This window comes from Inquilinus limosus (genome assembly GCF_051487185.1).
In the GTDB taxonomy this organism is placed as follows: domain Bacteria; phylum Pseudomonadota; class Alphaproteobacteria; order DSM-16000; family Inquilinaceae; genus Inquilinus; species Inquilinus limosus_F.
In genome coordinates this window covers 126628-150957 of the sequence record NZ_JAHVDK010000021.1, presented here as the reverse complement: position 1 = coordinate 150957, position 24330 = coordinate 126628, and the positions used below count along the sequence as shown (strand labels likewise).

Below are 24330 nucleotides of genomic sequence, written 5' to 3'. Positions count from 1 at the left end.
GTGTCCTTGCCCGAATAGGCGACCGTGCTCTGTGCCACGTCCGAATAGGCGAAGACGTCGTTGCCGGCCCCGCCCTTCAGGAAGTCGGCGCCGATCCCGCCGCTGAGCGTGTCGTCGCCGGCGCCGCCCCAGAGGGTGTTGTTGCCGGCATCGCCGGTCAGGTGGTCGTCGAAGCTCGAGCCGTAGACCTGCTCGATGCCGGCCAAGGTGTCGCCCCCGGCGTCGCCGCCGAGGCCAGTGCCGGCCGCGAGATCGACCGTCACCGCGGCCGCGCTGGCGCTGTAGTAGGCGGTGTCGATCCCGGCGCCGCCGGTCAGCGCATCGGCCCCGGCCGCGCCCTGGACGACATCGTTGCCGTCGCCGCCGTCGATCTGGTCGTCGCCGGCGCCGCCATGGATCGTGTCGTTGTCGGCCTCGCCGAAGACGATGTCGTTCTCGCTGCCGGCATCAATGGAGTCGGCGCCGATGCCGCCATGGATGGTGTCGATCCCGGCGCCGCCGACGAGCCGGTCGTTGCCGTCGCCGCCGTCGAGGCTGTCGTCGCCGGCCTCGCCGGAGAGGCTGTCGTCGCCGCCGAGGCCGACGAGCGTGTCGTTGCCGAGCTCGCCGCCGATGATGTTGCGGAGGCCGTTGCCGGTCAGGCTGTCGTCGTGGCTGGAGCCGTACAGGTTCTCGATGCTGGTCAGCGTGTCGCCCTGGGCATCGCCGCCCGAGGCGGTGCCGGCCAGCAGGTCGACGGTCACCGCGGTGGCCGAGCCCTGGTAATTCGCGAAATCCGATCCAGCACCGCCGTTGAGGTTGTCGGCGCCCGCGCCACCGCGGAGAGTGTCGTCGCCGTCGCCGCCCAGGAGCCCGTTGACCGCTGCGTCGCCATAAAGGCGGTCCGCGAAATTCGACCCAGTGGCGTTCTCGATCCCGCTCAGCGTATCGCCCTCGGCGTCGCCGCCGCTCCCGGTGCCGGCGCTCAGGTCGACCGTGACCCCGGCCGCCGACGCCGCGTAGTTCGCCGTGTCGGTGCCGAAGCCACCGATGAGGCTGTCGGCCCCAGCGCCGCCGCTGAGAGTGTCGTTGTTGCCTTGGCCGCTCAGCACATTGGCTCCCGCATCGCCGGTCAACGTGTCGTTGAAAGCACCCCCGGTGACGTTCTCGATGCTGATGAATGTGTCGCCCACGGCTTGGCCGCTCGCTGCACCGGTCGCCAGGTTGACCGTGACCGCAGTGGCTTGCCCTTCGAGGCTATAATCGACCGTGTCGATCCCGGCGCCACCGTCCATCGCGTCGGCGCCGGATCCGCCCGACAGGATGTCATTTCCATCGCCGCCGAAGAAGGTGTCATTCCCGGCGTGACCCATGAACAGATTGGACCCGGCATCGCCGGTAAGAATGTCGGCGAGATCATTGCCTTCGAGATTCTCGATTCCCGACACGGTGTCGCCGGCCGCCGCCCCGCCGGTCGCGCCTGTCTCCAGGTTGACGATGGCCCCGGCTGAGGGCGCGTTCTCGCGCCACCAATCGGCCCTGTCGATGCCGTCCCCGCCGATGATCGTGTCCGCACCCGAACCGCCGGTGATGAGGTCGTTGCCGTCACCGCCGTCGATCGTGTCGTCGCCCGCGGCGCCCATCAGCGTGTCATTGCCGCCCAGACCGTTGATGGTTTCGGCATCAGCCGTCCCGGTAAAGGAATCGTTCCCGGCTGTGCCGTTGAAATCCGCCATATGAGAGTCCCCTCATCACTATTCTTGAATGGGAATATGCGTCCATACCGTATCACGGCCGCTTCGGAAGACTAGAGCGATTCGAATTGCTCAAATGCTCCTAGCTTTAAGTAGAATCGGCCTTCCTTAAACATTATCATTTGTTAACTTCAAAAATTTCATGCACTCGGCAATTTGTGTCTAGGAGTGAGGATATCAAAATGTCCTGACACAATCGCGCAGGCCCGCATCAGGATTACCGATCCTGAACGGACAGACGGCATTGACATGAGGAGCAGAGTTTAAAATATTGCATAAAATTGTATTAATATCCCAGGCTGGATCACGCATGACGTGTCCATCCAGTTTCCGCAGGGACGGGCCGCAGCAGCCCGAGGACAATAGGCACGCCGCGCCGAGGCGGGTTCCCCGGAAGCCGAACAGCCAGATGCTCGCCGCCGGTACCCATGCCGGCGGGGTTCCGCCCGATGTCGCTTGGCGGATCTATGGCGCGATGCTGGACGCCGTAGGGCTCGATCCGTCCGACACTGTTTTCGTCGCCAAGAGCCCTCAGGCTGCGTGAACAATCTTGCCATCGGTCGTGGGCAACCCGACAGTGTCCCGGGCCGGGCCTCCCGGCCGACGGCCGCGAGCGCCCGGACTTCACAGTGAAAACAACCGGGCGCCTACGACGGCGCCCGGTCCGAAGCGAAGCTAGAGCACGAAATCCGCCGCCACGAGGGCTTGGCCGGCATAGACGGTGATGATCGCATCCGCCGTGCTGTCGCCGTTGGTGTCGAGATAGACGCCCTGGCGGCCATCGCCGAAATCGACCACCCGCAGCTCGCCCGCCGTGCCGGTGAAACCGCCGGTGCCGAAGGTGAAGGCGGTGTCGCCGTTGCCGGGGTTGCCGTCGGCGTCGATCACCGACAGGTCGATCCGGTCGCCGGTCGCGAAGTCGGCGATCACGTCCTTGCCGGATGCCGCCACCGTGCTGTCGCCGATCGCGGCGTAGACGAAGCGGTCATTGCCGGCCCCACCCTTCAGCGTGTCGGCCCCCGCCCCGCCGGTGAGCACGTCGTCGCCGGCCAGGCCCCAGAGGGTGTTGTCGGCGGCATCGCCGGTCAGCGTATCGTTCAGACCCGAGCCCATGAGCTGCTCGATCCCGGTCAGGGTGTCGCCCGTGGCGTCGCCGCCGCTGGCCGTTCCGGCGGCGAGATCGATGGTCACGGCGGCGGCGGAAGCGGAATAGACCGCCGTGTCGGTGTCGGCGCCGCCGGTGATGGCATCGGCCCCGGCCGCCCCCTGGATGAAGTCGTTGCCGTCGCCGCCATCGATCTGGTCGTCGCCAGCACCGCCATAGACCGAGTCGTCCCCGGCCTCGCCGAAGACGATGTCGTTCTCGCTGCCGGCATCGACCGAGTCGTTGCCGATGCCGCCGCGGATGGTGTCGATGCCGGCACCGCCGACGAGACGGTCGCTGCCGTCGCCGCCGTTCAGGCTGTCGTCGCCGTCCTCGCCCGAGAGCGCGTCGTCGCCGCCATTGCCGACGATGGTGTCGTTGCCAAGCTCGCCGCCGATGATGTTGCGGACGTCGTTGCCGGTCAGGCTGTCGTTGTTGCTCGAGCCGTACAGGTTCTCGATGTCGGTCAGCGTGTCGCCCTGCGCATCGCCGCCGGTGCCGGTGCCCGCCACCAAGTTGACGGTGACCGCCGCGGCCGAGCCCTGATAGTTGGCGAAGTCCGAGCCGCCGCCGCCGTTGAGCGCATCAGCACCCGCGCCGCCACGGAGGGTATCGTTTCCATGGAATCCGCTGATCGCGTTCGCCTCGGCATTGCCGTAGAGACGGTCGTTATGCTCCGAGCCGAACAGGTTTTCGATATCGACCAGCGTGTCGCCTTCTGCGTCACCGCCGGACACAGTGTTGGCAGCGAGATCGATGATGACCGCGGCCGCCGACGTCGAATAGTTAGCAAGGTCGATGCCAACGCCGCCGTTGATGGTATCCGCGCCCGCGCCGCCGACCAGGTTGTCATTGCCGTCTGCCCCAATGAGCGCATCGGCGCCGTCGTCGCCGAAGATGACGTCGTTGCCCGTCATGCCGCCGAGGGTGTCATCGCCGCCACCGCCACGAAGGGTATCGTCGCCTTCCCTCCCGAAGAGCCTGTTCACCGCCGCATCGCCGGTCAGGAAATCGTCGTGCTGGCTGCCCTGCAGATTCTCAATGCCCGAGTAGGTGTCGCCCGCGGCGTCGCCCGCGGCTCCAACGCCGGTGGCGAGATTGGCGTTCACAGCGGCAGCCGCGTTGAAATAGGCCGCCGTGTCATTTCCAGCCCCACCAGTGAGCGCGTCTGCGCCGGTCCCACCGGTGAGCACGTCGTCTCCGTCCCCGCCGTCGAGGGTGTCCGCTCCGTCCGCACCTACCAGGCTGTCGTTTCCGGCGGCGCCGCGGAGATTATCCGCTCCGTCGAAGCCCGTCAGAATATTGTCGAGCTCGTCGCCGACGAGAGTGTCGTTGAACGCGGAGCCGTTCACCCTCTCGATGCCCGTATACGTGTCGCCGGCGGCCTCTCCCCCGGCCCCGGTGCCGGTGGTGAGATTGACGATTACCGCGGCCGTGGAATTCACATAGTCGGCTACATCCGAGCCGGCTCCCCCGTTGAGGGTGTCCGCACCCGCGCCGCCTTGCATAAAGTCGTCGCCATTTCCCCCATTAAGGGTGTCCACACCGTCCCCGGCCTGCAGGACGTCATCTCCATCAGCGCCGCCCAGAGTGTCATTGCCATCGCCACCCCAGAGCCGGTTGGTTAACGCGTCACCGATCAGGGAGTCGTTGAAATTGCTACCGTTCAGGTGCTCGATGCCGTTCAGTTCGTCGCCCGCGGCATCACCTCCGATCGCGTTGTCGTTGGTGAGATTGACCACCACGGCCGCGCTCGAACTGGCATAGTTCGCCCAGTCCTCGCCGGCTCCACCGTTGAGAGTGTCTGCTCCGGCGCGGCCAGTGAGGACGTCGTTACCACCAAAACCGTTAATTATGTCCGCCTCGAGCGATCCAGTCAGGGTGTCGTCTTCAAGATCGGATCCGTTGTATGTAGGCATTAGTGTGTCCTCCTGAGCGTTTCGGTGATACGTGGTTCGGCCATGAGCGCCCCTCCTTCAAAGCAGAGATACTGTGACGGCGCGGGGGTATCGTTCCCGCCAGTGCCGTAGAGTCGATCGGCCGCCCCCTTGCCGCTGAGTGCGTTGGGGCCGCTGTCTCCGTTGGAAACCGCCATTGGCCGCACTTCCCATCAGATTTCGCCTGAGTACCGCCCCCCGGTGCCGCCGGATTAATTGCACGCAAGGAGATCTATCCTGCGAAGCGCAGGTTTAGTAAAATTGTCGCAATAGGTAGGACCTTTCCCCCTATTATGCGTAACAAATCACAGATTCTGTGCAACCGGCAAGACGTTTGTTTCCCGCGTTTATAGAAATGAAATTTTCTTCAACCGAAATAAACGAACTTTGATGAAGATATCGCGGTTTTGGAGTGACGATCCACAGGTCCTCATTGCTCAGACCAAGATACCAATCGATCTAGGATATTTAGCCCAACGATCTCAGATGATCGGATGGAGGCGCACCCGCGCTTGCCGTGCCTCGATCCGATTTTACCTGTTCGAGATCCGGAGGCTGGAGCCGGCCATCACCGGCTGCCCTACGGCAGCTCCCGCGCGGTCACCAACGAGAGGCCGCTCTGTTCTTGGCCCCGGATGGTAGCCGGGGAGCAGGTGTCGGGCCTCGACCCACGCATCGTGGGGCTCGCCGACCGGCGAGCAATCAAGCTCGACCCGAGCCGCTGGCACACCCGATGGCCGCCAGTCGGCGCAGCAGGACCAGGCGCCTGCGACGGCGCCCGGTCCGAAGCGAGGCTACAGCACGAAATCCGCCGCCACGAGGGCGTGGTCGGCATAGACGGTGATGATCGCATCCGCCGTCTTGTCGCCATTGGCGTCGAGATAGACGCCCTGGCGGCCATCGCCGAAATCGACCACCCGCAGCTCGCCCGCCGTGCCGGTGAAGCCGCCGGTGCCGAAGCTGAAGGCGGTGTCGCCATTGCCGGCATCGCCGTCGGCATCGATCCCGGACAGGTCGATTCTGTCGCCGGTCGAGAAGTCCGCGATCACATCCTTGCCCGAGGCAGCCACCGTGCTGTCGCCGATCGCGGCGTAGACGAAGCTGTCGTTGCCGGCCCCGCCCTTCAGCGTGTCGGCCCCGGCCCCGCCGGTGAGCACGTCGTCGCCGGCGCCGCCCCAGAGGCCGTTGGCGCCGCCATCGCCGGACAGGGTGTCGGCGGCGTTGGACCCGACCAGGTTCTCGATCCCGGTCAGGGTGTCGCCTTCGGCGTCGCCGCCGCTGCCGGTGCCGGTGGCGAGGTCGACCGTGACCCCGGCGCGGCTGGCGGTGTAGGAGGCGACGTCGGTGCCGGCGCCGCCGGTCAGGGCATCCGCCCCGGCCGCGCCCTGGAGGCTGTCATTGCCGTCGCCGCCGTCGATCCGGTCGTCGCCGGCGCCGCCCCAGAGCGAGTCGATGCCGGCCCCGCCATTGACGGTGTCATTCTCGCTGCCGGCATCGACGGAGTCGTTGCCGCCGCCGCCGTTGATGGTGTCGACCCCGGCGGCGCCGCGGATGATGTTCGCGCCATCGCTGCCGGTGAGCTGGTCGTCGTGGCTGGAGCCGATGAGGTTCTCGATATTGGTCAGCCTGTCGCCCTCGGCGTCGCCGCCGGTGCCGGTGCCGGCCACCAGGTCCACGGTCACCGCCGCGGCCGAGCCCTCATAGCTGGCGAAATCCGAGCCGTCGCCGCCGTTCAGCGCATCGGCGCCGGCACCGCCCAGCACCGTGTCGTCGCCGGCATCGGAATTCAGGAAGTCGTCTCCCGCACCGCCCTCGAGCCGATCGTTCCCGCCGCCGCCGGTGAAGCCGTTGGCGGCGTCATTGCCGATCAGCGTGTCGGCGAGCTGGGTGCCGATAAGGCTTTCGACGCCATCGAAGGTGTCCCCGGCGGCACCGCCGGCGACCTCGCCGGTCAGCAGATTGACCGAGACGGCCCCGGTCGTGTGGGCGGTGCTGTAGTCGGCGTGGTCGTTGGTTCCGGCGCCGCCAATGAACACATCGGCCCCGGCTCCCCCGATCATGCGATCATTGCCGTCCCCGCCATTCAGCGTGTCGATCCCGGCGTCACCGATCAGCGAGTCCGTCCCGGCGCCGCCGACCAGCGTGTCGTCTCCGAGGGCACCCCAGAGGTTGTCGTCGCCGTCATTGCCGTTGAGGCTGTTGTTGGCCTCGTCGCCGGTCAGCTGGTCATCGAACACCGAACCGAGGATGTTCTCGACGCTGCTGAACGTGTCGCCGGCGGCACCGCCTGCCGCACCACCGGTCGACAGATTGACGATCACGCCCGAGGTCGTGTCGGTCGTGCCGTAATTCGCGAGGTCGGTGCCGGCGCCGCCGATGAAATTGTCGGCCCCGGCGCCACCGGAAAGCCCGTCGTTGCCGTCGCCACCGTTGAGAGTGTCGCTACCGGCCCCACCGGCCAGGAAATCGTTTCCACCGTTGCCACTCAGGGCGTCATTGCCGGCACCGCCGGTGATGCCGTTGCTGCCGCTGTCGCCGGCCAACGTGTCGTTGAAGTTCGAGCCAACCAGGCTTTCGATGCCGTTGAAGGTATCGCCGGCCGCAGCGCCCGCCGTCGCGCCGGTGAGCAGGCTCACCGAGACCGCGACATCCTCAGCGCTGTAATCGACATGGTCGTTGGTTCCAGCGCCCCCGATGTAGGAATCGGCGCCAGGGCCTCCGAGAAACCGGTCATTGCCGTCCCCGCCATTGAGCGTGTCGTCGCCGGCACCCCCGTTGAGGAAGTCGTTGCCGTCGCCGCCATTCAGTGCGTCGTTGCCGCCCGCACCCTGCAGCAGGTCGTCGCCCGCGAAGCCATTGATGGTGTCCGCGCTGGCCGTGCCAGTCAGGCCGTCGTCGCCCGCAGTGCCGTTGATGGTCGCCACCGTAAATTCTCCTTTCAATGTCAGAGATACCGCGACGGCGTCACGGATCCGGAAAAGCCGAAAGGCATCAAGAAGAAGATCCTAGTGCCAGCCACACGGCCAAGCGGCCGGAACACCCGCCCCGACGGGATTCCTATCCCCTTCCACGTGCGGCTCAGACAAAGACAGAGGCGGTTTCCGGAAAAAAATCCAGAGGAATTGTCGCGCAACCGGATAGACAAAATTATAGGAAAATAGTCAGAAACATGCTTTCAGCCGAGCCACGCCAGACGTCATCATCCGTGCGCCCGATCGAGAAGAAAAAATCAAAAGCCGCAACCTGGTTGTCATTTGATGTACTGATACAATGCTCAGTGCCCCTCGACAGCGAGCTTGCGATGGCCTGTGGCGGCGAATCGCGGGATCCGATTCTTCTGTACGCGGAGGAGGAATCCGAGGGCATCCCGTCGACACCGTCGATGACGATCGAGGAGCCGCCATTCGGGAGGTCGGCCGACACTTCCCTGCGCCCGGGCGGCCGAAGAGCAGGACCGGGTGCCTGCGAGGGCGCCCGGTCCCCTTAGCTGTTACAGCACGAAATCCGCCGCAGTCAGGGCGTGGTCGGAGTAGACGGTGATGATCGCATCCGGCGTCTTGTCGCCATTGACCTCGAGATATACGCCCTGGCGGCCATCGCCGAAATCGACCACCCGCACCTGCCCGGCGGCGGCGGTGAAGTTGCCGGTGCCGAAGGTGAAGGCGGTGTCGCCAGTGGCCGAGTTGCCGTCGGCGTCGATCCCGGACAGGTCGATCTTGTCGCCGGTCGTGAAGTCGGCGATCACGTCCTTGCCCGAGGCGGCCACGGTGCTGTCGCCGATCGCGTCATAGGCGAAGCTGTCATTGCCAGCGCCGCCCTTCAGCGTGTCGGCCCCCGCCCCGCCGGAGAGCACGTCGTCGCCGGCGCCGCCCCAGAGGCCGTTGGCGCCGCCATCACCGGACAGGATGTCATTGTAGGTGGACCCGACCAGGTTCTCGATCCCGGTCAGGGTGTCACCCTCGGCATCGCCGCCGGTGCCGGTGCCGGCGGCGAGGTCGACCGTCACCCCGGCGCGGCTGGCGGTGTAGGAGGCGACGTCGATGCCGGCGCCGCCGGTCAGGGCATCGGCCCCGGCCGCGCCCTGGAGGCTGTCATTGCCGTCGCCGCCGTCGATCTCGTCATCGCCAGCGCCGCCCCAGAGCGAGTCGGTGCCGACGCCGCCGGAGACGACGTCGTTCTCGCTGCCGGCATCGACGGAGTCGTTGCCGCCGCCGCCATTGATCGCGTCGATCCCGGCGCCGCCACGGATGATGTTGGCGATGTCACTGCCAGTCAGGCTGTCGTCGAAGCTGGAGCCGATGAGGTGCTCGATGCCGGTCAGCGTGTCGCCCTCGGCGTCGCCGCCGGTGCCGGTGCCGGCCACCAGGTCCACGGTCACCGCCGCGACCGAGCCCTCATAGCTGGCGAAATCCGAGCCGGCGCCGCCATCCAGCGCGTCCGCGCCGGCGCCGCCGGTCAGGACATCATCGCCCTCGAGAGCAATGAGCGTGTTTGCCGCCGCATCACCGGTCAAGGTGTCGTTCAGCTGGCTGCCGCTCACGCCCTCGATGCCGGTCCACTGGTCCCCTGCGGCATAGCCTCCGGCCGCCTCGCCGGTGGCGAGATTGACCGTGACACCTTCATACGAGTTGAGATAGGCGATGAGGTCGATGCCGGCCCCGCCATTGAGCGTGTCGGCGCCCCAACTGCCGTGCAGCTCGTCGTTGCCCGCGCCGCCATCGATGACATCATCTCCTTCCATGCCGATGAGCCGGTCATCGCCCTCGATGCCCAAGAGCGTGTTTGCAGCCGCATCGCCCCACAGGGCGTCGTTCAATTGGCTGCCGCTCACGCCTTCGATGCCGGAGAACTGGTCCCCCTCGGCATAGCCCCCCGCCGCCCCGCCGGTGCCGAGATTGACCGTGACGGCGGCATCCGAGTTCAGATAGGCGATGATGTCGAAGCCGTCCCCGCCGTTGAGCGTGTCGTTGCCCCAGCTGCCGTGCAGCTCATCGTCTCCCGCGTCGCCGTTGACGACATCATTTCCCTGCATGCCGATCAGACGGTCGTTGCCACCCAGGCCATTGATGGTGTCGTCCTCAGCGGTGGCGAAGTACTCGTCCGCACCGTCCGTGCCGTTCCAAATCGCCATTGTCGCGTCTCTCCGAGATTTGTCTGGTTGTCGTTCCCGCCGGCGTCAAAAAAAGACCGGCGCCGAAGGACCGGGCGCTTGTGGCCACCCGGTCCGGTGGTTCGCTACAGCACGAAATCCGCCGCGGTCAGGGCGTGGTCGGCATAGACGGTGATGATCGAGTCCGGGCTCCTGTCGCCGTTGACGTCGAGATAGACGCCCTGGCGGCCGTCGCCGAAATCGACCACCCGCAGCTCGCCCGCCACACCGGTGAAGCCGCCGGTGCCGAAGCTGAAGGCGGTGTCGCCGTTGTCGGAGTTGCCGTCGGCGTCGATGCCGGTCAGGTCGATCCTGTCGCCGGTGGAGAAGTCCGCGATCGTGTCCTTACCGGACGCCGCCACGGTGCTCTCGGCGACGCTGCGGTAGGCGAAGGTATCGCTGTCCCCACCGCCCTTCAGCAGGTCGGCGCCGACGCCCCCGGCGAGCAGGTCGTCTCCGGCACCCCCCCAGAGGGTGTTGTTGCCGGCGTCGCCTTCCAGGCTGTCATTGAAGTTCGACCCCACCACCTGCTCGATCCCGGTCAGCGTGTCGCCCGCGGCGTCGCCGCCGGTGCCGGTGCCGGCCGCCAGATTGACGTTCACGGGCCCGAAGGAGCGGCTGTAGACCGCGGTGTCGATGCCGGCGCCGCCGGTGATGGCATCGGCCCCGGCCGCCCCCTCGATGTAGTCATTGCCGTCGCCGCCATCGATCTGGTCGCTGTCGAAGCCGCCATAGATGGTGTCGTCGCCGGCCTCGCCGAAGATGACGTCGCTCTCGCTGCCGCCGTCGATCGAGTCGTTGCCGATGCCCCCATGGATGGTGTCGACGCCGGCCCCGCCGACGAGCCGGTCGTTGCCGTCGCCGCCGTCGAGATTGTCGTCGCCCGCCTCGCCGGAGAGCGAGTCGCCGCCGCCATTGCCGACGATCGTGTCGTTGCCGAGCTCGCCGCCGATGATGTTGCGGCCGTTGTCGCCGGTCAGGGTGTCGGCGTTGCTGGAGCCGTAGAGGTTCTCGATGCCGGCGAGCGTGTCACCCGCGGCGTCGCCGCCCGAGGCGGTGCCGGCCAGCAGGTCGACGGTCACCGCCGCGGCCGAGCCCTGGTAGTTGGCGAAGTCCGAGCCGTCGCCGCCGATCAGCTGGTCCGCGCCCGCGCCGCCGCGGAGCGTGTCGTCGCCGGCTTGGCCATTGAGCACGTTGGCGTCCGCGCTGCCGTAGAGATGGTCGACGAAGGCGGAGCCGGAGACCCTCTCGATCGCGGCCAGCGTGTCGCCTTCGGCGTCGCCGCCGGCGCCGGTGCCGGCGGCCAGGTCGACCGTGACCCCGGCCGCAGAGTTCACATAGTACGCCGTGTCGTCGCCGTCCGCGCCGAATAGGGCGTCCGCCCCGCCGGCGCCGTCGAGCACGTCGTCGCCCGCGCCGCCGTTCAGGGAGTTCGCCACGGCATTGCCGACCAGCGTGTCGACGAAGTTGGAGCCGATGAGACTCTCGATGCTCGTCAGCGTGTCGCCCGCGGCGGCACCGCCCGTGAAGCCGGTCGCCAGATTGATCTGGACCGCGGCGCCGTCGCCGTACCAGACCGTGTCGCTGCCATTGCCGCCGTCGAGGGAATCGGGGCCGGCATCCGCCCCGACCAGGACATCATTGCCGTCCCCGCCGGACAGGATGTCGCTGCCGGCCTGGCCGTTGAGGGTGTTGTCCCCGGCATCGCCGGTCAGCGTGTCGGCGAATTGGGAGCCGACGATGACCTCGATGCTGGTCAGCGAATCGCCCGCAGCCCCGCCGCCATTGGCGTTGGTCGCCAGATTGACCCTGACCCCGGACGTCTCTTCCGCGTACCAGGCCCAGTCGGTCCCGTTGCCGCCGTCGAGGGAATCGCCGCCGGCCCCCCCTGCCAGCACATCGTTTCCGTCGCCACCGACCAGGACGTCGTCACCTGCCCGACCCGTGAGGTTGTTGTCCCCGGCATCGCCGGTCAGCGTGTCGGCGAAGTCGGTGCCGGCGAGCTGCTCGATACTGGTCAGCGTGTCGCCTGCCGCCGCGCCGCCGGTGGTGCCCGTCTCCAGATTGACCGAGACGCCCGAGGCCGGGCCTTCAAAATAATAGGCGACAAGATCGATCCCGTCGCCGCCGTCGAGGGTATCGGCGCCGGCCCCGCCAACCAGGGTGTCATTGCCGGCACCGCTGCTCAGCGTGTCATCGCCCAGCCCGCCATTGAAGTAGTTGTTCGCGCCGTCGCCGGTCATCAAATCGGCGAAATTGGTGCCGATCACGCCTTCGACGCCTGTCAGCACGTCGCCCGCGGCCTGACCGCCATTGGCATTGGTCACCAGGTTGATGACGATCCCGGCGGTCTGCGTCTCCTGGCCGTAATTGACGTTGTCGACACCGTCGCCGCCGTTGAGCTGGTCCGCGCCCGTGCCACCCACGAGGACGTCGTTGCCGGCATCGCCGTTCACGATGTCATTGCCGGCGCCGCCGTTCAGCGCCGTGACGTTGCCGTCGTTGCCGCCCAAGCCGTTGATGGTGTCGTCTTCGGCGCCACCGATCAGGTTGTCGTCCGGCCCTTCCGTGCCGGTGATAATCGCCATGACATGTTCCCTTCGTCGAAGTCAGCGCTGCCGTCACGGGATCAGGACTCCGCGCATCGCCGGAGGTGGCCCTGGCTCCCTCTCACGATTGGTTGGATTGGATCGTTCCCACCGGCGCAGGTGGCGTCTGCGCGAAAAGCTCCTCGGAATCGAGGTTTAAACAAAAATGTCAAGATAGGTAGGATGAATCGCCTATCAGATCAATTTATCGGCTAGGGCCGAAGGATTGGCAAGTGACTTTGTTGCAGGTCCTCGGAAATTCTTAGACCTATTCTGAGATAATGATCAGAAGAAAAGAGAGATTGTCACAGAATATACTATATCATAATATAATATTTATCGATCATTTTATTCATTTGGAATGAAATGTGGCCGGGCGCCTGGGGAGCGCCCGGCCTCCTTAGCCGTTACAGCACGAAATCTGCTGCGGTCAGGGCGTGGTCGGAGTAGACGGTGATGATCGAGTCCGGGCTGCTGTCGCCATTGGCGTCGAGATAGACGCCCTGGCGGCCGTCGCCGAAATCGACCACCCGCAGCTGGCCCGCGACGCCGGTGAAGCCGCCGGCACCGAAGCTGAAGGCGGTGTCGCCGTTGGCCGAGTTGCCGTCGGCGTCGATGCCGGACAGATCGATCCGGTCGCCGGTCGCGAAGTCGGCGATCACGTCCTTGCCGGCCGGCGCCACGGTGCTGTCGCCGATCGCGGTGTAGACGAAGCTGTCGTTGCCGGCGCCACCCTTCAGCGTGTCGGCCCCCGCCCCGCCGGTGAGCACGTCATCGCCGGCGCCGCCCCAGAGCGCGTTGTTGCCGGCGGCGCCGGTCAGGGTGTCGTTCAGGCCCGAGCCCATGGCCTGCTCGATCCCGGTCAGGGTGTCGCCCGCGGCGTCGCCGCCGCTGGCCGTGCCGGCCGCCAGGTCCACCACCACCGCGACGGCCGATCCGGCATAGCTGGCGGTGTCGACCCCGGCGCCGCCGGTGATGGCGTCCGCCCCGGCCCCGCCGGTGATGTAGTCGTTGTCGTCGCCGCCGTCGATCTGGTCGTCCCCGGCGCCGCCATAGACCACGTCGTGGCCGGCCTCGCCGAAGACGGTGTCGTTCTCGCTGCCGGCATCGATGGAGTCGTTGCCGATGCCGCCACGGATGGTGTCGATCCCGCCCGCACCGACGAGCCGGTCGTTGCCGTCACCGCCGCTGAGATTGTCGTCGCCGGCCTCGCCCGAGAGCGAGTCGTCGCCGCCATTGCCAATGATGGTGTCGTTGCCGAACTCGCCGCCGATGATGTTGCGCGCGTTGCTGCCGGTCAGGCTGTCATTGTGGCTGGAGCCGTACAGGTTCTCGATGGCGGTCAGCACGTCACCCTGGGCGTCGCCGCCCGCGGCGGTGTTGGCGAGCAGGTTGACCGTCACCGCGACCGTCGAACCCTGGTAGTTGGCGAAATCCGAGCCGTTGCCGCCGTTGATGTTGTCGGCGCCAGCGCCGCCGCGCAGCGTATCGTTGCCGTCGCCGCCGTTGATCGAGTTGGCGGCCGCGCTGCCGTAGAGATAGTCATTGTGGTTCGAGCCGAGGAGGTTCTCGATCCCGACCAGCGTGTCCCCCTGCGCGTCGCCGCCGAGGCCGGTGCCGGTGGCCGTGGCAAGATTGACCGTCACACCGGCCGTGGACGTGCTGTAGTTCGCCAGATCGATGCCGTTGCCACCGTTGAGGGTGTCGTTGCCGGCACCACCGATCAGGTTGTCATTGCCTTCACCACCGCTGAGGGCATCGGTTCCGACCTCGCCATAGAGGGTGTCGTTGCCGTCGGCACCTTGCAGAGTATCATTGCCGTCACGGCCCTGCAGATTGTCGCTGCCGTCGCCGCCCCACAGCAGATTCGCTGCCGCGTTGCCGATCAGGGTGTCGTTGGCCGTGGTGCCGCTCACATTCTCGATATTCGTCAGCGTGTCGCCGGCGGCATCGCCCCCGGAGCCGGTGCCGGCGGTCAGATTGACGCTCACAGCTACGGCCCCGGTGGTGTAGCTGGCCGTATCGATGCCGGCCCCGCCATTGATGTTGTCGCCGCCGGAGCCGCCGAACAGCAGGTCATCCCCCGCATCCCCGACGAGAGTGTCGGTGCCGTCCTGGGCGTAGATGGTGTCGTTCTCGGTTCCGCCGTTGAGATTGTCGCTGCCCGCGCCGCCGTACAGGTCGTCTTCTCCCGCCTCGCCGGCGACGATGTCGTTGCCGTCTCCGCCACTGAGCGTATCGTTCCCGCCCGCGCCGCGGATGGTGTCGTTGCCGTCGTCGCCCGACAGGTTGTTCGCGACCGCGTTGCCGATCAGGGTGTCGGCAGCCAGGGAGCCCCAGACATTCTCGATATTCGAATAGGTGTCGCCGGCCGCGTCGCCTCCGCTGGCCGTGCCCGCGGTGAGGTTGATCGAGACACCGACCGTCGCGCTCCAGTAGCTGAGCAGGTCGATGCCGGCCCCGCCGTTGAGATTGTCCGCGCCCGCGCCGCCGTTGAGATTGTCGTTGCCGTCGCCACCGTTGATGTTGTCGTTGCCGCCCAGGCCCCAGAGCTGGTTGTTACCCGCATTGCCGACGATGGTGTCGTTGTGGGCGCCGGTGGTCACGTTCTCGATGCCCGACCAGGTGTCTCCGGCGGCGGCGCCGCCCGCGCCACTGGTCTGGAGATTGATGCTGACGGCCGAGGCCGCGTCCGAATAGGTGATCGCGTCGGTGCCGTCGCCGCCGATCATCCTGTCGCTGCCGACCCCCCCGTTCAGGACGTCGTCGCCCGCCCCACCATTCAGGGTGTCATTGCCGCCCCAGCCCCAGATGGTGTCGTCGCCGGCGCTGCCGGTCACCGTATTGTTGTTCGCGTCGCCATTATAAGCAGGCATGATCAATCCTTTCGAAGGTCAGAGATGTCGTCACGATTTGGGGAGAGCGGGAGACGTGGGAAACGAGTTAGAGACCGTTTCCAACATCTCCTTCGCGGCGTCTCGGCTATATTGCCCCGCCGGTCAGTAAATATTGTACGCACAAATCCACTCCCCAGAATCGGGGTTTCAACAAAAGCGCCATTGTTGGTAGGACGAGCCACCTACTTGCAGCGATTCAGTAGCAAATTCGGAGCGGCGCACAAGAGATTTATTGCTTCAATTCCTACAAACAATCATTTCGTCACAAGAGTAATGTTAATTCCACTGACAGGAATCGTCATGATACATTCAATGGCAAATGCAGGTTCAGGAAGTTGTTCGAGACCCATGGCTTCCGCGACCACAACATCCGCCTGATCGCCACGTCCCGCGCCCCCCGCTCGGGACGGCGTCATAGGATCAGGCGCCCGGTCCGAGGAAGGTTGCAAGTGTCGGTCGGGTTCTCCGCCTCCGGCGAACCCGACCGACGCTGTCCGAGGAAACTGCTACAGCACGAAATCCGCCGCAGTCAGGGCGTGGTCGGAATAGACGGTGATGATCGCATCCGGCGTCTTGTCGCCATTGACCTCGAGATAGACGCCCTGGCGGCCGTCGCCGAAGTCCACCACCCGCACCTGCCCGGCGGCGGCGGTGAAGTTGCCGGTGCCGAAGGTGAAGGCGGTGTCGCCGTTGCCGGTGTTGCTGTCGGCGTCGATGCCGGACAGGTCGATCCGGTCGCCGGCCGTGAAGTCGGCGATCACGTCCTTGCCCGACGCGGCCACGGTGCTGTCGCCTATCGCGTCATAGGCGAAGCTGTCGTTGCCGGCGCCGCCCTTCAGGACGTCGGCCCCGGCGCCGCCGGTGAGGACGTCGTCGCCGGCGCCGCCCCAGAGGCCATTGGCGCCGCCATCGCCGCTGAGGGTGTCGGCGGCGTTCGACCCGACCAGGTTCTCGATCCCGGTCAGGGTGTCGCCTTCGGCGTCGCCGCCGCTGCCGGTGCCGGTGGCGAGATCGACCGTCACCCCGGCGCGGCTGGCGGTGTAGGAGGCGACGTCGGTGCCGGCGCCGCCGGTGATGGCATCCGCCCCGGCCGCGCCCTGGAGGCTGTCATTGCCGTCGCCGCCATCGATCCGGTCGTCGCCGGCGCCGCCCCACAGCGAGTCGATGCCGACGCCGCCATTGACGGTGTCATTGTCGCTGCCGGCATCGACGGAGTCGTTGCCGGCGCCGCCATTGATGGTGTCGGTGCCGGCGCCGCCCCGGAAGATGTTGTTGGCGGTGCTGCCGGTCAGGCTGTCATTGTGGTCGGAGCCGATGAGGTTCTCGATCGCGGTCAGCGTGTCGCCCTGGGCATCGCCGCCCGAGGCGGTGGCGGCCTGCAGGTTCACGGTGACCGCGGCGGCCGAGCCTTCATAGCTGGCGAAGTCCGAGCCGTCGGCGCCGTTCAGCGTGTCGGCACCCGCGCCGCCGCGGAGCGTGTCGTCGCCGGCGCCGCCGGCCAGCACATTGGCCCCCGCCGCACCGATCAGAGTGTCGTTGAAGGCGGAGCCGTTGACGTTCTCGATCGTCGCCAGCGTGTCGCCCTCGGCATCGCCGCCGGTGCCGGTGCCGGCGGTGAGGTCGACCGTCACCCCGGCCGCCGAATCCCCATAGCCCGCCGTGTCGGTGCCGGCACCGCCGATCAGGCTGTCGGCGCCGGCGCCGCCGCGCAGCCCGTCATCGCCGTCATGGCCGTTGAGGACATTGGCGCCGTCGCTGCCGATCAGGCTGTCGTTGAAGATGGTGCCGGTGGCGTTCTCGATGCTGGTCAGCGTGTCGCCCGCGGCCTGGCCGCCGACAGCACCGGTCGCCAGATTGACGGTCACCGCCTCGGCCTGCCCTTCGAGGCTGTAGTCGACGGTGTCGTTGCCGTCGCCGCCGTTGATCACGTCGTTGCCGAAGGCGCCACCGCCATTCTGACCCTGGCCGCTGCCACCGGACAGGAGGTCGTCACCGCCCCCGCCATTGATGACGTCGTCGCCCTGATGGCCGTGGATGTAATTCGCCCCGCCATCGCCGGTCAGCGAGTCGCCGACCAGGGTGCCTTCGAGATTCTCGATGCCGGTGAAGGTGTCGCCCACGGCGTTGCCACCACTGGCGGTGTTGGTCGCCAGATTCACCGTGACCGCAACGGACTCGCCGGAGTAGTTGGCCGTGTCGCTGCCGTTGCCGCCAACGAGGGAGTCGGCGCCGGCCCCGCCCTGCAGGGAATCGTCGCCGTCCCCGCCGTCGAGGGTGTTGGCGCCGGCGGCGCCAGCCAGGCGGTCGTTGTGGCTCGAGCCGCGCAGATTCTCGATCGCGGTCAACGTGTCGCCCTCGGCGTCGCCGCCCTGGGCGACGGCGGCGGCCAAGTCGATCATGACCGCGGCTGACGAGCCCTCGTAGCTGGCGAAGTCGTCCCCGTCGCCGCCATTGAGGGTATCGGCGCCGGCGCCGCCACGCAGCGTGTCATCGCCGCCCTGGCCGTTCAGGATGTTGGCGCCGGTGTTGCCGATCAGGATGTCGTCGGCCTGGACAGAGCCGTTCAGGTTCTCGATCTCGGTCAGCGTGTCGCCTTCGGCGTCGCCGCCGGTGCCGGCGCCGGTGGTGAGATCGACCGTGACCCCGGCTACCGAGTCCCCGTAGCCCGCGGTGTCATTGCCGGCGCCGCCGATCAGGGTGTCGGCTCCCACGCCACCGCGCAGCCCGTCATCGCCGTCATGGCCGTTGAGGACGTTGGCGCCGGCGTCGCCGATCAGGCCGTCGTTGAAGGTGGTGCCGGTGACGTTCTCAATGCTGGTGTAGGTGTCGTCAGCGGCCACGCCGCCCTTGGCACCGGTTTCCAGATTGACGCTGACCGCGGCTTGCTGCCCTTCGCGACTGTAGTCGACGGTATCATTCCCATCGCCGCCGTTCATGACGTCGGCACCGTAGGTCGCGCCGGTCCCGGCGCCGCTGCCGCCCGACAGGATATCGTCGCCGGCGCCGCCGTTGAGGGTGTCGTTGCCGGGGCTGCCATGCAGCCAGTTATCCCCGGCATCACCGGTCAGCGTGTCGTTGAAGCCGCTGCCGACGACGTTCTCGATGCCGGTGAAGCTGTCGCCCGCGGCATGCCCGCCCGATGCTGCGCCAGTGGCCAGGTTGATCACGACGGCTGCATTCGAGTTGCCGTAGCTGATGGCGTCAATGCCGTCGCCGCCGTTCAGCACGTCGGCACCCGCCAAGCCCTCCATGGTGTCGTTGCCGGCCAGGCCGTTGATAGTGTCGGCGGTGGCCGTACCGGTGAGAGTGTCGAGACCGTCGTTCCCCGCCGTACCGTTGATATTCGCCATGGCGATCCCTCTCGATTGAGTTTTGTCCACGCCATAGCAAGAAAAATCCGATTCCGGAAAAAGTGCCAGAAGAATCTATCGAGTCTTGATCCAAGACTTTAAGTAAAAATTTGATCTATATAGCGGATATAATCGGATTAACTGTCAAGAAAGATAATTTCTCATCTCCAGTTTTTTAATTTCCTGTCCGAGCATGGCGATTTTGTGAAGTCATGGCTGACTTCAGCGACGCGAGACCTTCATTTCCACGAGGATCGAAAGTGCCGAATACCTTATCGCAGATCGGGTGCGATGAGGCGCCTCCCGGTGCCGCGCGCGGGCGACGCGTCCTGCCGGGGCTGCGGCAAACGATTGCTGGATGATGGCAACGTTACCGCCCTTTGCAACGTCTTTTTCCGGGTCTAATGGGAGGGCTTTCGATCGACCGCATCGGCCGCCGGCCCTGCTGCTCGCGACGATGCGCCGTCGCCGGGCGGCACGGGCGGCGGCAAAAAGAGAAAGCCTAAGCAGGACCATGGGGAGACGGCCCGGGGACCGCCAGACATTCGGCCCGCTCATGCGCGACGTGGCGCGGCTGGCCGGCGTGGCGACCTCGACGGTCAGCCGCGCCCTCGCCAATCCCGGCCGGGTCAACGAGAAGACCCGGCGCCGGATCATCGCGGCGGTCGAGCAGCTCGGCTACGTCCCCAACGCCGCCGCCCGGAGCCTGCGCATCGGCACCTCCGACATCATCATGGCCGTGCTGTCGCAGCCGGCGATCGCCAACGATGCCTCGCAGATCATGTCCGAGGTGCTGCAGAGCGCCGCCGCCACCCTCTCGGACGCCGGTTTCAACCTCATCATCGCCAGCCGCAGTCGTGTTGCGGCGGCGGAGAAGCATATTCCCGACCTGGCGATCGGCGGCATCGTCCGCGGCGCGATCGTGCTGGGATCAACGGAGCTGCCGTCCCATGGGCGGCGGTCGCTCGCCGGCGCCGGCATCCCGCTCGTGTCGGTGCTGAACGACCGCAGCGCGGCCGGCATCCCGAGCGTGGTCGCCGACGACCGCGAAGCGATGCGCGACGCGGTGCTGCAGCTGATCGGCCTGGGCCACCGGTCGTTCCTCTACATCGCCGGGCCGGCCGGCAATTATCATGAGGTCGAGCGGTTCGGCGGCCTGGCCGAGGCGCTGGCGGCGGCCGGTCTGCCCGGCCGGGCGGTGATCCGCCACGACGGCGCCCCGACGTTCCAGACCGGCTTTCAGAGCGGCATCGACGCCGCCCGGGCCTGGCTGGCGCTGAAGCGGCGACCGACGGCGGCCGTCGCCTGCTGGGACGACGCCGCCATCGCCTTGATGGGCACGGTGCGGGCGCAGGGCGTGGCCGTGCCCGGCGACCTGTCCGTCCTCGGCTTCGACGGCGCCCCCGTCGGCACCTTCTGCGAGCCGCCGCTGAGCACGATCCGGCAGCCGACCGCGGCGCTCGGGGCGAAGGCCGCGGACACCCTGCTGAAGCTGCTGGACGGCGATGCCGGTGTCCCGCTCAGGACGACCCTGCCGAACCAGCTGCTGCTGCGGGCCAGCACGGCCGCGCCACGAAAGGCGCGGGCGTAGCTCAGATCGCCCCTGTGCCGCGCCAGCCGACCAGCGCGCCCTCGTCCTCCAAGAGGTGCAGGCGCTGGGCCGCGACCCGGGCGAAGTCCAGCACCAGCGCCTTGCGCCGCGGCGGCGGCAGGCGGTGTTCCGGCGGCGGCCGCAGCAGCACGGCGTCGAAGCCGTCGGCGACGATCAGTCCGCAGTCGGGGCCGATCAGCTCCTGCGGGAAATCCTCCGGCACGGCGAAGCAGAAGCGGTCGCAATAGGCGGCGTAGTTCGGCCATTTCCGGTCGCCGCGGAAATCGGCGATCGAGACCTTGACCTCGACCACGGTGATGCCGCCCGCCGTATCGACCGCGAAGATGTCGGCGCGGCGGCCGTCGGGCAGGCCGAACTCCGGCAGGCTGGCATGGCCGGCGGCGGCGAACCAGCGGCGGACGCCACGCGTGACCTGCGCCGTCTGCAGCCGGGCCAGGGAGTCGATGTTGCTTCTTTGTTCCATGCAGGAACCATCCTAGACTCCGTCCGGCCCGCCGCCAAGAGCGAAGGGATCGGTCGCGAAAAGGTCAGAATTTTGCCAAGCGAAGCGCAGAATCTGTCGGGACAATCGGTGTTCCTTGTGACACAATTTCAAAGCTCGGAATGAATTAATCAATTACGGGTCCATGGGTGGTATCAGCTCGCTTTCCGGTAGCGGGGCGGTCTGCTTCCCGGCCAGTATAAGGTATAAGGATGTCGGCGGGGGCGGTGAGCCGGCGCGCCGATAAGGGGATAGAGATTATGGCGAAGACCGAATCGACACCGCCGAGCGCCGCCCGCCGGGCCCTGCAGTCGGTCAGGCCCTGGTTCGTGGTGGCCGGGGCGTTCAGCTTCGCCACCAATCTGCTGGTGATGGTCTCGCCGATCTATTCGTACCAGATCTTCGACCGGGTGCTGGGCAGCGCCCATGTCGAGACGCTGGTGTTCCTGACGCTGGTCGCCTGCTTCGCCTTCATCATCCTCGGCTGGCTCGACGGGCTGCGCTCCGCCCTGCTGGCCCGGATCGGCACCCGGTTCGAGCGCCAGCTGGCCGGCACGCTGGTCGAGACCGGGGTGAACGGCGCCGTGCTGGGCGCCCCGGTGGGCGGCCAGGCGCTGCGCGACCTATCGCAGATCCGCGCCTTCATCGGCGGCCCGGCGATCGGGCCGCTGTTCGATGCGCCCTGGGCGCCGGTCTTCATCATCGTCATGTTCTTCCTGCACTGGGCGCTCGGGGTGACGGCGCTGGTCTCGGCCATCGTCCTGTTCGGCCTGGCGCTGGCGAACGAGAAGATGCTGCGCGGCCCGACCACCGAGGCGAACAAGCTGCAGGTCACCGCCCAGCGCCAGGCGGAAGGCGCGATCCGCAGCGCCGAGACGGTGCGCGCCATGGGCATGCTGCCGGCGCTGCTGGCCCGCTGGCGCCGCGACCAGGAGGCGGCGCTGCAGGGGCAGGAGCACGGCGCCGACCTGTCGTCGATCATCGGCGGCGCCTCGAAATTCGTCCGCATCTTCGTGCAGAGCCTGGTGATGGGCGTCGGCGCCTATCTGCTGCTGCATGGCGAGCTGACCTCGGGCGGCATGATCGCCGGGTCGATGCTGCTGTCCCGCGCGCTGGCCCCGGTCGAGCAGGCGATCAGCTCCTGGCGCCAGTTCATCAGCGCCCGCCAGGCCTATGAATCAATCGAGAAGATCCTCACCGCCCTGCCGAGGCGCCGCGACGGGCTGACCCTGCCGCCGCCGAGCGGCAAGGTGCAGATCGACAAGCTGGTGTTCCTGGCGCCGCAGAACCGGACGCCGATCATCAAGCGGGTCAGCTTCGAGATCGCGGCCGGCGAGGTGCTGGGCGTGGTCGGCCCCTCGGCCTCGGGCAAGAGCACGCTGTGCCGCCTGCTGGTCGGCATCTACCCGCCGAGCGACGGCGCTGTGCGCCTGGACGGCGCCGACCTGGCGCAGTGGTCGCCGGAGACGCTCGGCCCCCATATCGGCTATCTGCCACAGACGGTCGACGTGTTCCCCGGCACCGTGGCCGAGAACATCGCCCGCATGGGCGAGGTCGATTCCGACGCGGTGGTGGCGGCGGCGCAGCTGGCCGGGGTGCACGACATGATCGTGCGGCTGCCGCAGGGCTACGACACGCCGATCGGCGACGGCGGGGTGCCGTTGTCGGGCGGCCAGCGCCAGCGCGTCGGCCTGGCCCGCGCCGTGTTCGGCCAGCCCAAGCTGGTGGTGCTGGACGAGCCCAACGCCAATCTCGACGCGGATGGCGAGGCGGCCCTGATGGCCACGATCGCCGGGCTGAAGGCCCGGGGCACGACCGTGGTCCTGGTCGCGCACCGTCCGCAGATCCTGGCCGACGCCGACCGCCTGCTGGTGATGCGCGACGGCGAGATCGCGCTGCTTGGACCGCGGGCCGAAGTGCTGGCCCGCATCGCTGGACCGCGCGCCGCCGAGGCGACGCCGCTGCCAAAGGGAAGTTCGGATAATGTCTCTCACCCCTCAGGAGCCTGGACAGCCACGGCCACCGGCCGTCCGCAGCAGCCCGCGCCTGCCCGCTCCGCCGGATGAGACGCCGACGGTGCTGCGGCAGAACGCCCGCGCCCTGAACCGCCTGAGCCTGATCGGCGGCGCCGTGATCGGCGTCTTCGTCTTCGGCTTCGGTGCCTGGGCCTCGGTGGCGCCGCTGGCCAGCGCCGCCATCGCCAACGGCGTGGTCAGCCCGGAGGGAAACCGCCGCACGGTGCAGCATCTCGAGGGCGGCATCATCAGCGAGCTGCTGGTGAAGGACGGCACCGAGGTCAAGGCCGGCGACACCCTGCTGGTGCTGGACGCCACGCGCGACCAGGCGACCTATGATTCGGTGCGGATGCAGCGCCTGGCCGACGTCGCGGCGCTGGCCCGGCTCGACGCCGAGCAGGCCGGCGCGGCGTCGATCACCCTGCCGCAGGAGGTGCTGGACACAGCGGCAGAGAACCCGGTGGCCGCGGCTCTGGTGCGGGCGCAGCAGGAGCAGTTCAAGTCGCGGCGGGAATCGATCCTGGGCCAGAAATCGGTGCTGGAGCAGCGCATCGCCCAGAGCCGCGCCGACATCGAGGGGCTGCGCGCCCAGATCGTCGCCGGCGACACCCAGCTGGCCCTGATCCAGGAAGAGATCAACGGCGTCGCGCCCTTGGTGGCCAAGGGGCTGGAGCGCAAGACCCGCCTGTTGGAGCTGCAGCGCGGCCAGGCGCGCATCGCCGGCGAGAAGGCCTCCGATGTCTCCGCCATCGCCAAGGCCGAACAGATCATCGGCGAGAGCCAGATGCGGATCCTGGCGCTGGACAGCGACTTCCGCGACAAGATCGCCGAGGAGCGCTCCACCACCCAGAAGGAGCTGGCGCAGCTCGAGGAGAAGATGCGCTCCGCCGGCGACGTGGTCGGCCGCACCCGCATCCTGGCGCCGGTCGACGGCGTGGTGGTGAACCTGAAGTACCACACGCTCGGCGGCGTGATTCAGCCCGGCGCCCCGATCCTGGAGCTGGTGCCGAAGAACGAGCGGCTGGTGATCGACGTGCAGGTGCAGCCGCACGACATCGACACGGTGCGCGAGGGCCAGTCGGCGCTGGTGCGCTTCACCGCCTATCATCAGCGCAACATGCCGCGGATCGACGGCAAGGTGATCTACGTCGCCGCCGACAGCACCCAGGACGAGCAGAGCAAGCGCTCCTTCTTCCTGGCCAAGGTCGAGGTGGACGCGGCCCTGCTGAAGCAGGTGGCACCGCAGATCAACCTCTCCGCCGGCATGCCGGCCGAGGCCTCGATCCAGACCGGCACCCGCACCGCCCTGCAATACGCCGTCGACCCGCTGGTCCACGCCTTCCAGCGCAGCTTCGTCGAGGATTGAGACGCGGCTGCCGGCCTGTATTCCCCACCGTCATCCCGGGCGCGGCGCAGCACGACGG

At 67.4% G+C, this 24330-nt stretch carries 11 protein-coding genes; 3 read left to right on the top strand and 8 right to left on the bottom strand.

What is annotated here, in order from left to right:
• The 7 genes from KXR53_RS23180 to KXR53_RS23150 form a co-directional block, all read right to left on the bottom strand.
• On the bottom strand, positions 1–1715 hold a 1715-nt coding region (locus tag KXR53_RS23180), incomplete at its 3' end, for a calcium-binding protein (protein ID WP_437377642.1).
• 693 nt (positions 1716–2408) lie between these two features.
• On the bottom strand, positions 2409–4796 hold the full coding sequence (locus KXR53_RS23175) for a calcium-binding protein (protein WP_437377641.1): 2388 nt from the start codon (positions 4794–4796) through the stop codon (positions 2409–2411).
• A gap of 812 nt (positions 4797–5608) precedes the next feature.
• Positions 5609–7738, bottom strand: coding sequence for a beta strand repeat-containing protein (locus KXR53_RS23170; RefSeq protein ID WP_437377640.1), 2130 nt, complete (start codon positions 7736–7738; stop codon positions 5609–5611).
• 566 nt (positions 7739–8304) lie between these two features.
• A complete protein-coding gene (locus KXR53_RS23165) occupies positions 8305–9945 on the bottom strand; it encodes a calcium-binding protein (RefSeq protein WP_437377639.1) in 1641 nt (546 codons plus the stop codon).
• A 104-nt stretch (positions 9946–10049) separates the two neighbouring features.
• Positions 10050–12551 carry a beta strand repeat-containing protein gene (locus KXR53_RS23160; RefSeq protein WP_437377638.1) on the bottom strand — a complete coding sequence of 834 codons (2502 nt, stop codon included), beginning with the start codon at positions 12549–12551 and terminating at the stop codon, positions 10050–10052.
• Positions 12552–12958: 407 nt separating this feature from the next.
• A complete protein-coding gene (locus KXR53_RS23155) occupies positions 12959–15427 on the bottom strand; it encodes a beta strand repeat-containing protein (RefSeq protein ID WP_437377637.1) in 2469 nt (822 codons plus the stop codon).
• 527 nt (positions 15428–15954) lie between these two features.
• Positions 15955–18798 carry a beta strand repeat-containing protein gene (locus KXR53_RS23150; protein WP_437377636.1) on the bottom strand — a complete coding sequence of 948 codons (2844 nt, stop codon included), beginning with the start codon at positions 18796–18798 and terminating at the stop codon, positions 15955–15957.
• Positions 18799–19312: 514 nt separating this feature from the next.
• On the opposite strand from KXR53_RS23150, the gene KXR53_RS23145 reads away from it, so the two are divergent.
• Complete coding sequence (locus KXR53_RS23145; protein ID WP_437377635.1) at positions 19313–20389, top strand: LacI family DNA-binding transcriptional regulator; 1077 nt, start codon at positions 19313–19315, stop codon at positions 20387–20389.
• A 1-nt stretch (position 20390) separates the two neighbouring features.
• On the opposite strand, the gene KXR53_RS23140 is transcribed toward KXR53_RS23145, so the two are convergent.
• Entirely contained in the window at positions 20391–20873 is a 483-nt protein-coding gene (locus tag KXR53_RS23140) for an MmcB family DNA repair protein (protein ID WP_437377634.1), read from the bottom strand.
• A 278-nt stretch (positions 20874–21151) separates the two neighbouring features.
• Here KXR53_RS23140 and KXR53_RS23135 point away from each other — a divergent pair, with 278 nt between their 5' ends.
• Positions 21152–22957: a type I secretion system permease/ATPase gene (locus KXR53_RS23135; protein WP_437377633.1), complete on the top strand. Its 1806-nt coding sequence runs from the start codon at positions 21152–21154 to the stop codon at positions 22955–22957.
• 10 nt (positions 22958–22967) lie between these two features.
• Positions 22968–24272 carry an HlyD family type I secretion periplasmic adaptor subunit gene (locus KXR53_RS23130; protein ID WP_437377632.1) on the top strand — a complete coding sequence of 435 codons (1305 nt, stop codon included), beginning with the start codon at positions 22968–22970 and terminating at the stop codon, positions 24270–24272.
• The last annotated feature ends 58 nt before the right edge of the window (positions 24273–24330 follow it).

Coding starts and splice junctions, on each gene's coding strand:
- KXR53_RS23175 (WP_437377641.1), bottom strand. CDS start 4,796: ATGCCTACATACAACGGATCCGATCTTGAAGACGACACCCTGACTGGA.
- KXR53_RS23165 (WP_437377639.1), bottom strand. CDS start 9,945: ATGGCGATTTGGAACGGCACGGACGGTGCGGACGAGTACTTCGCCACC.
- KXR53_RS23160 (WP_437377638.1), bottom strand. CDS start 12,551: ATGGCGATTATCACCGGCACGGAAGGGCCGGACGACAACCTGATCGGT.
- KXR53_RS23155 (WP_437377637.1), bottom strand. CDS start 15,427: ATGCCTGCTTATAATGGCGACGCGAACAACAATACGGTGACCGGCAGC.
- KXR53_RS23150 (WP_437377636.1), bottom strand. CDS start 18,798: ATGGCGAATATCAACGGTACGGCGGGGAACGACGGTCTCGACACTCTC.
- KXR53_RS23145 (WP_437377635.1), top strand. CDS start 19,313: ATGGGGAGACGGCCCGGGGACCGCCAGACATTCGGCCCGCTCATGCGC.
- KXR53_RS23140 (WP_437377634.1), bottom strand. CDS start 20,873: ATGGAACAAAGAAGCAACATCGACTCCCTGGCCCGGCTGCAGACGGCG.
- KXR53_RS23135 (WP_437377633.1), top strand. CDS start 21,152: ATGGCGAAGACCGAATCGACACCGCCGAGCGCCGCCCGCCGGGCCCTG.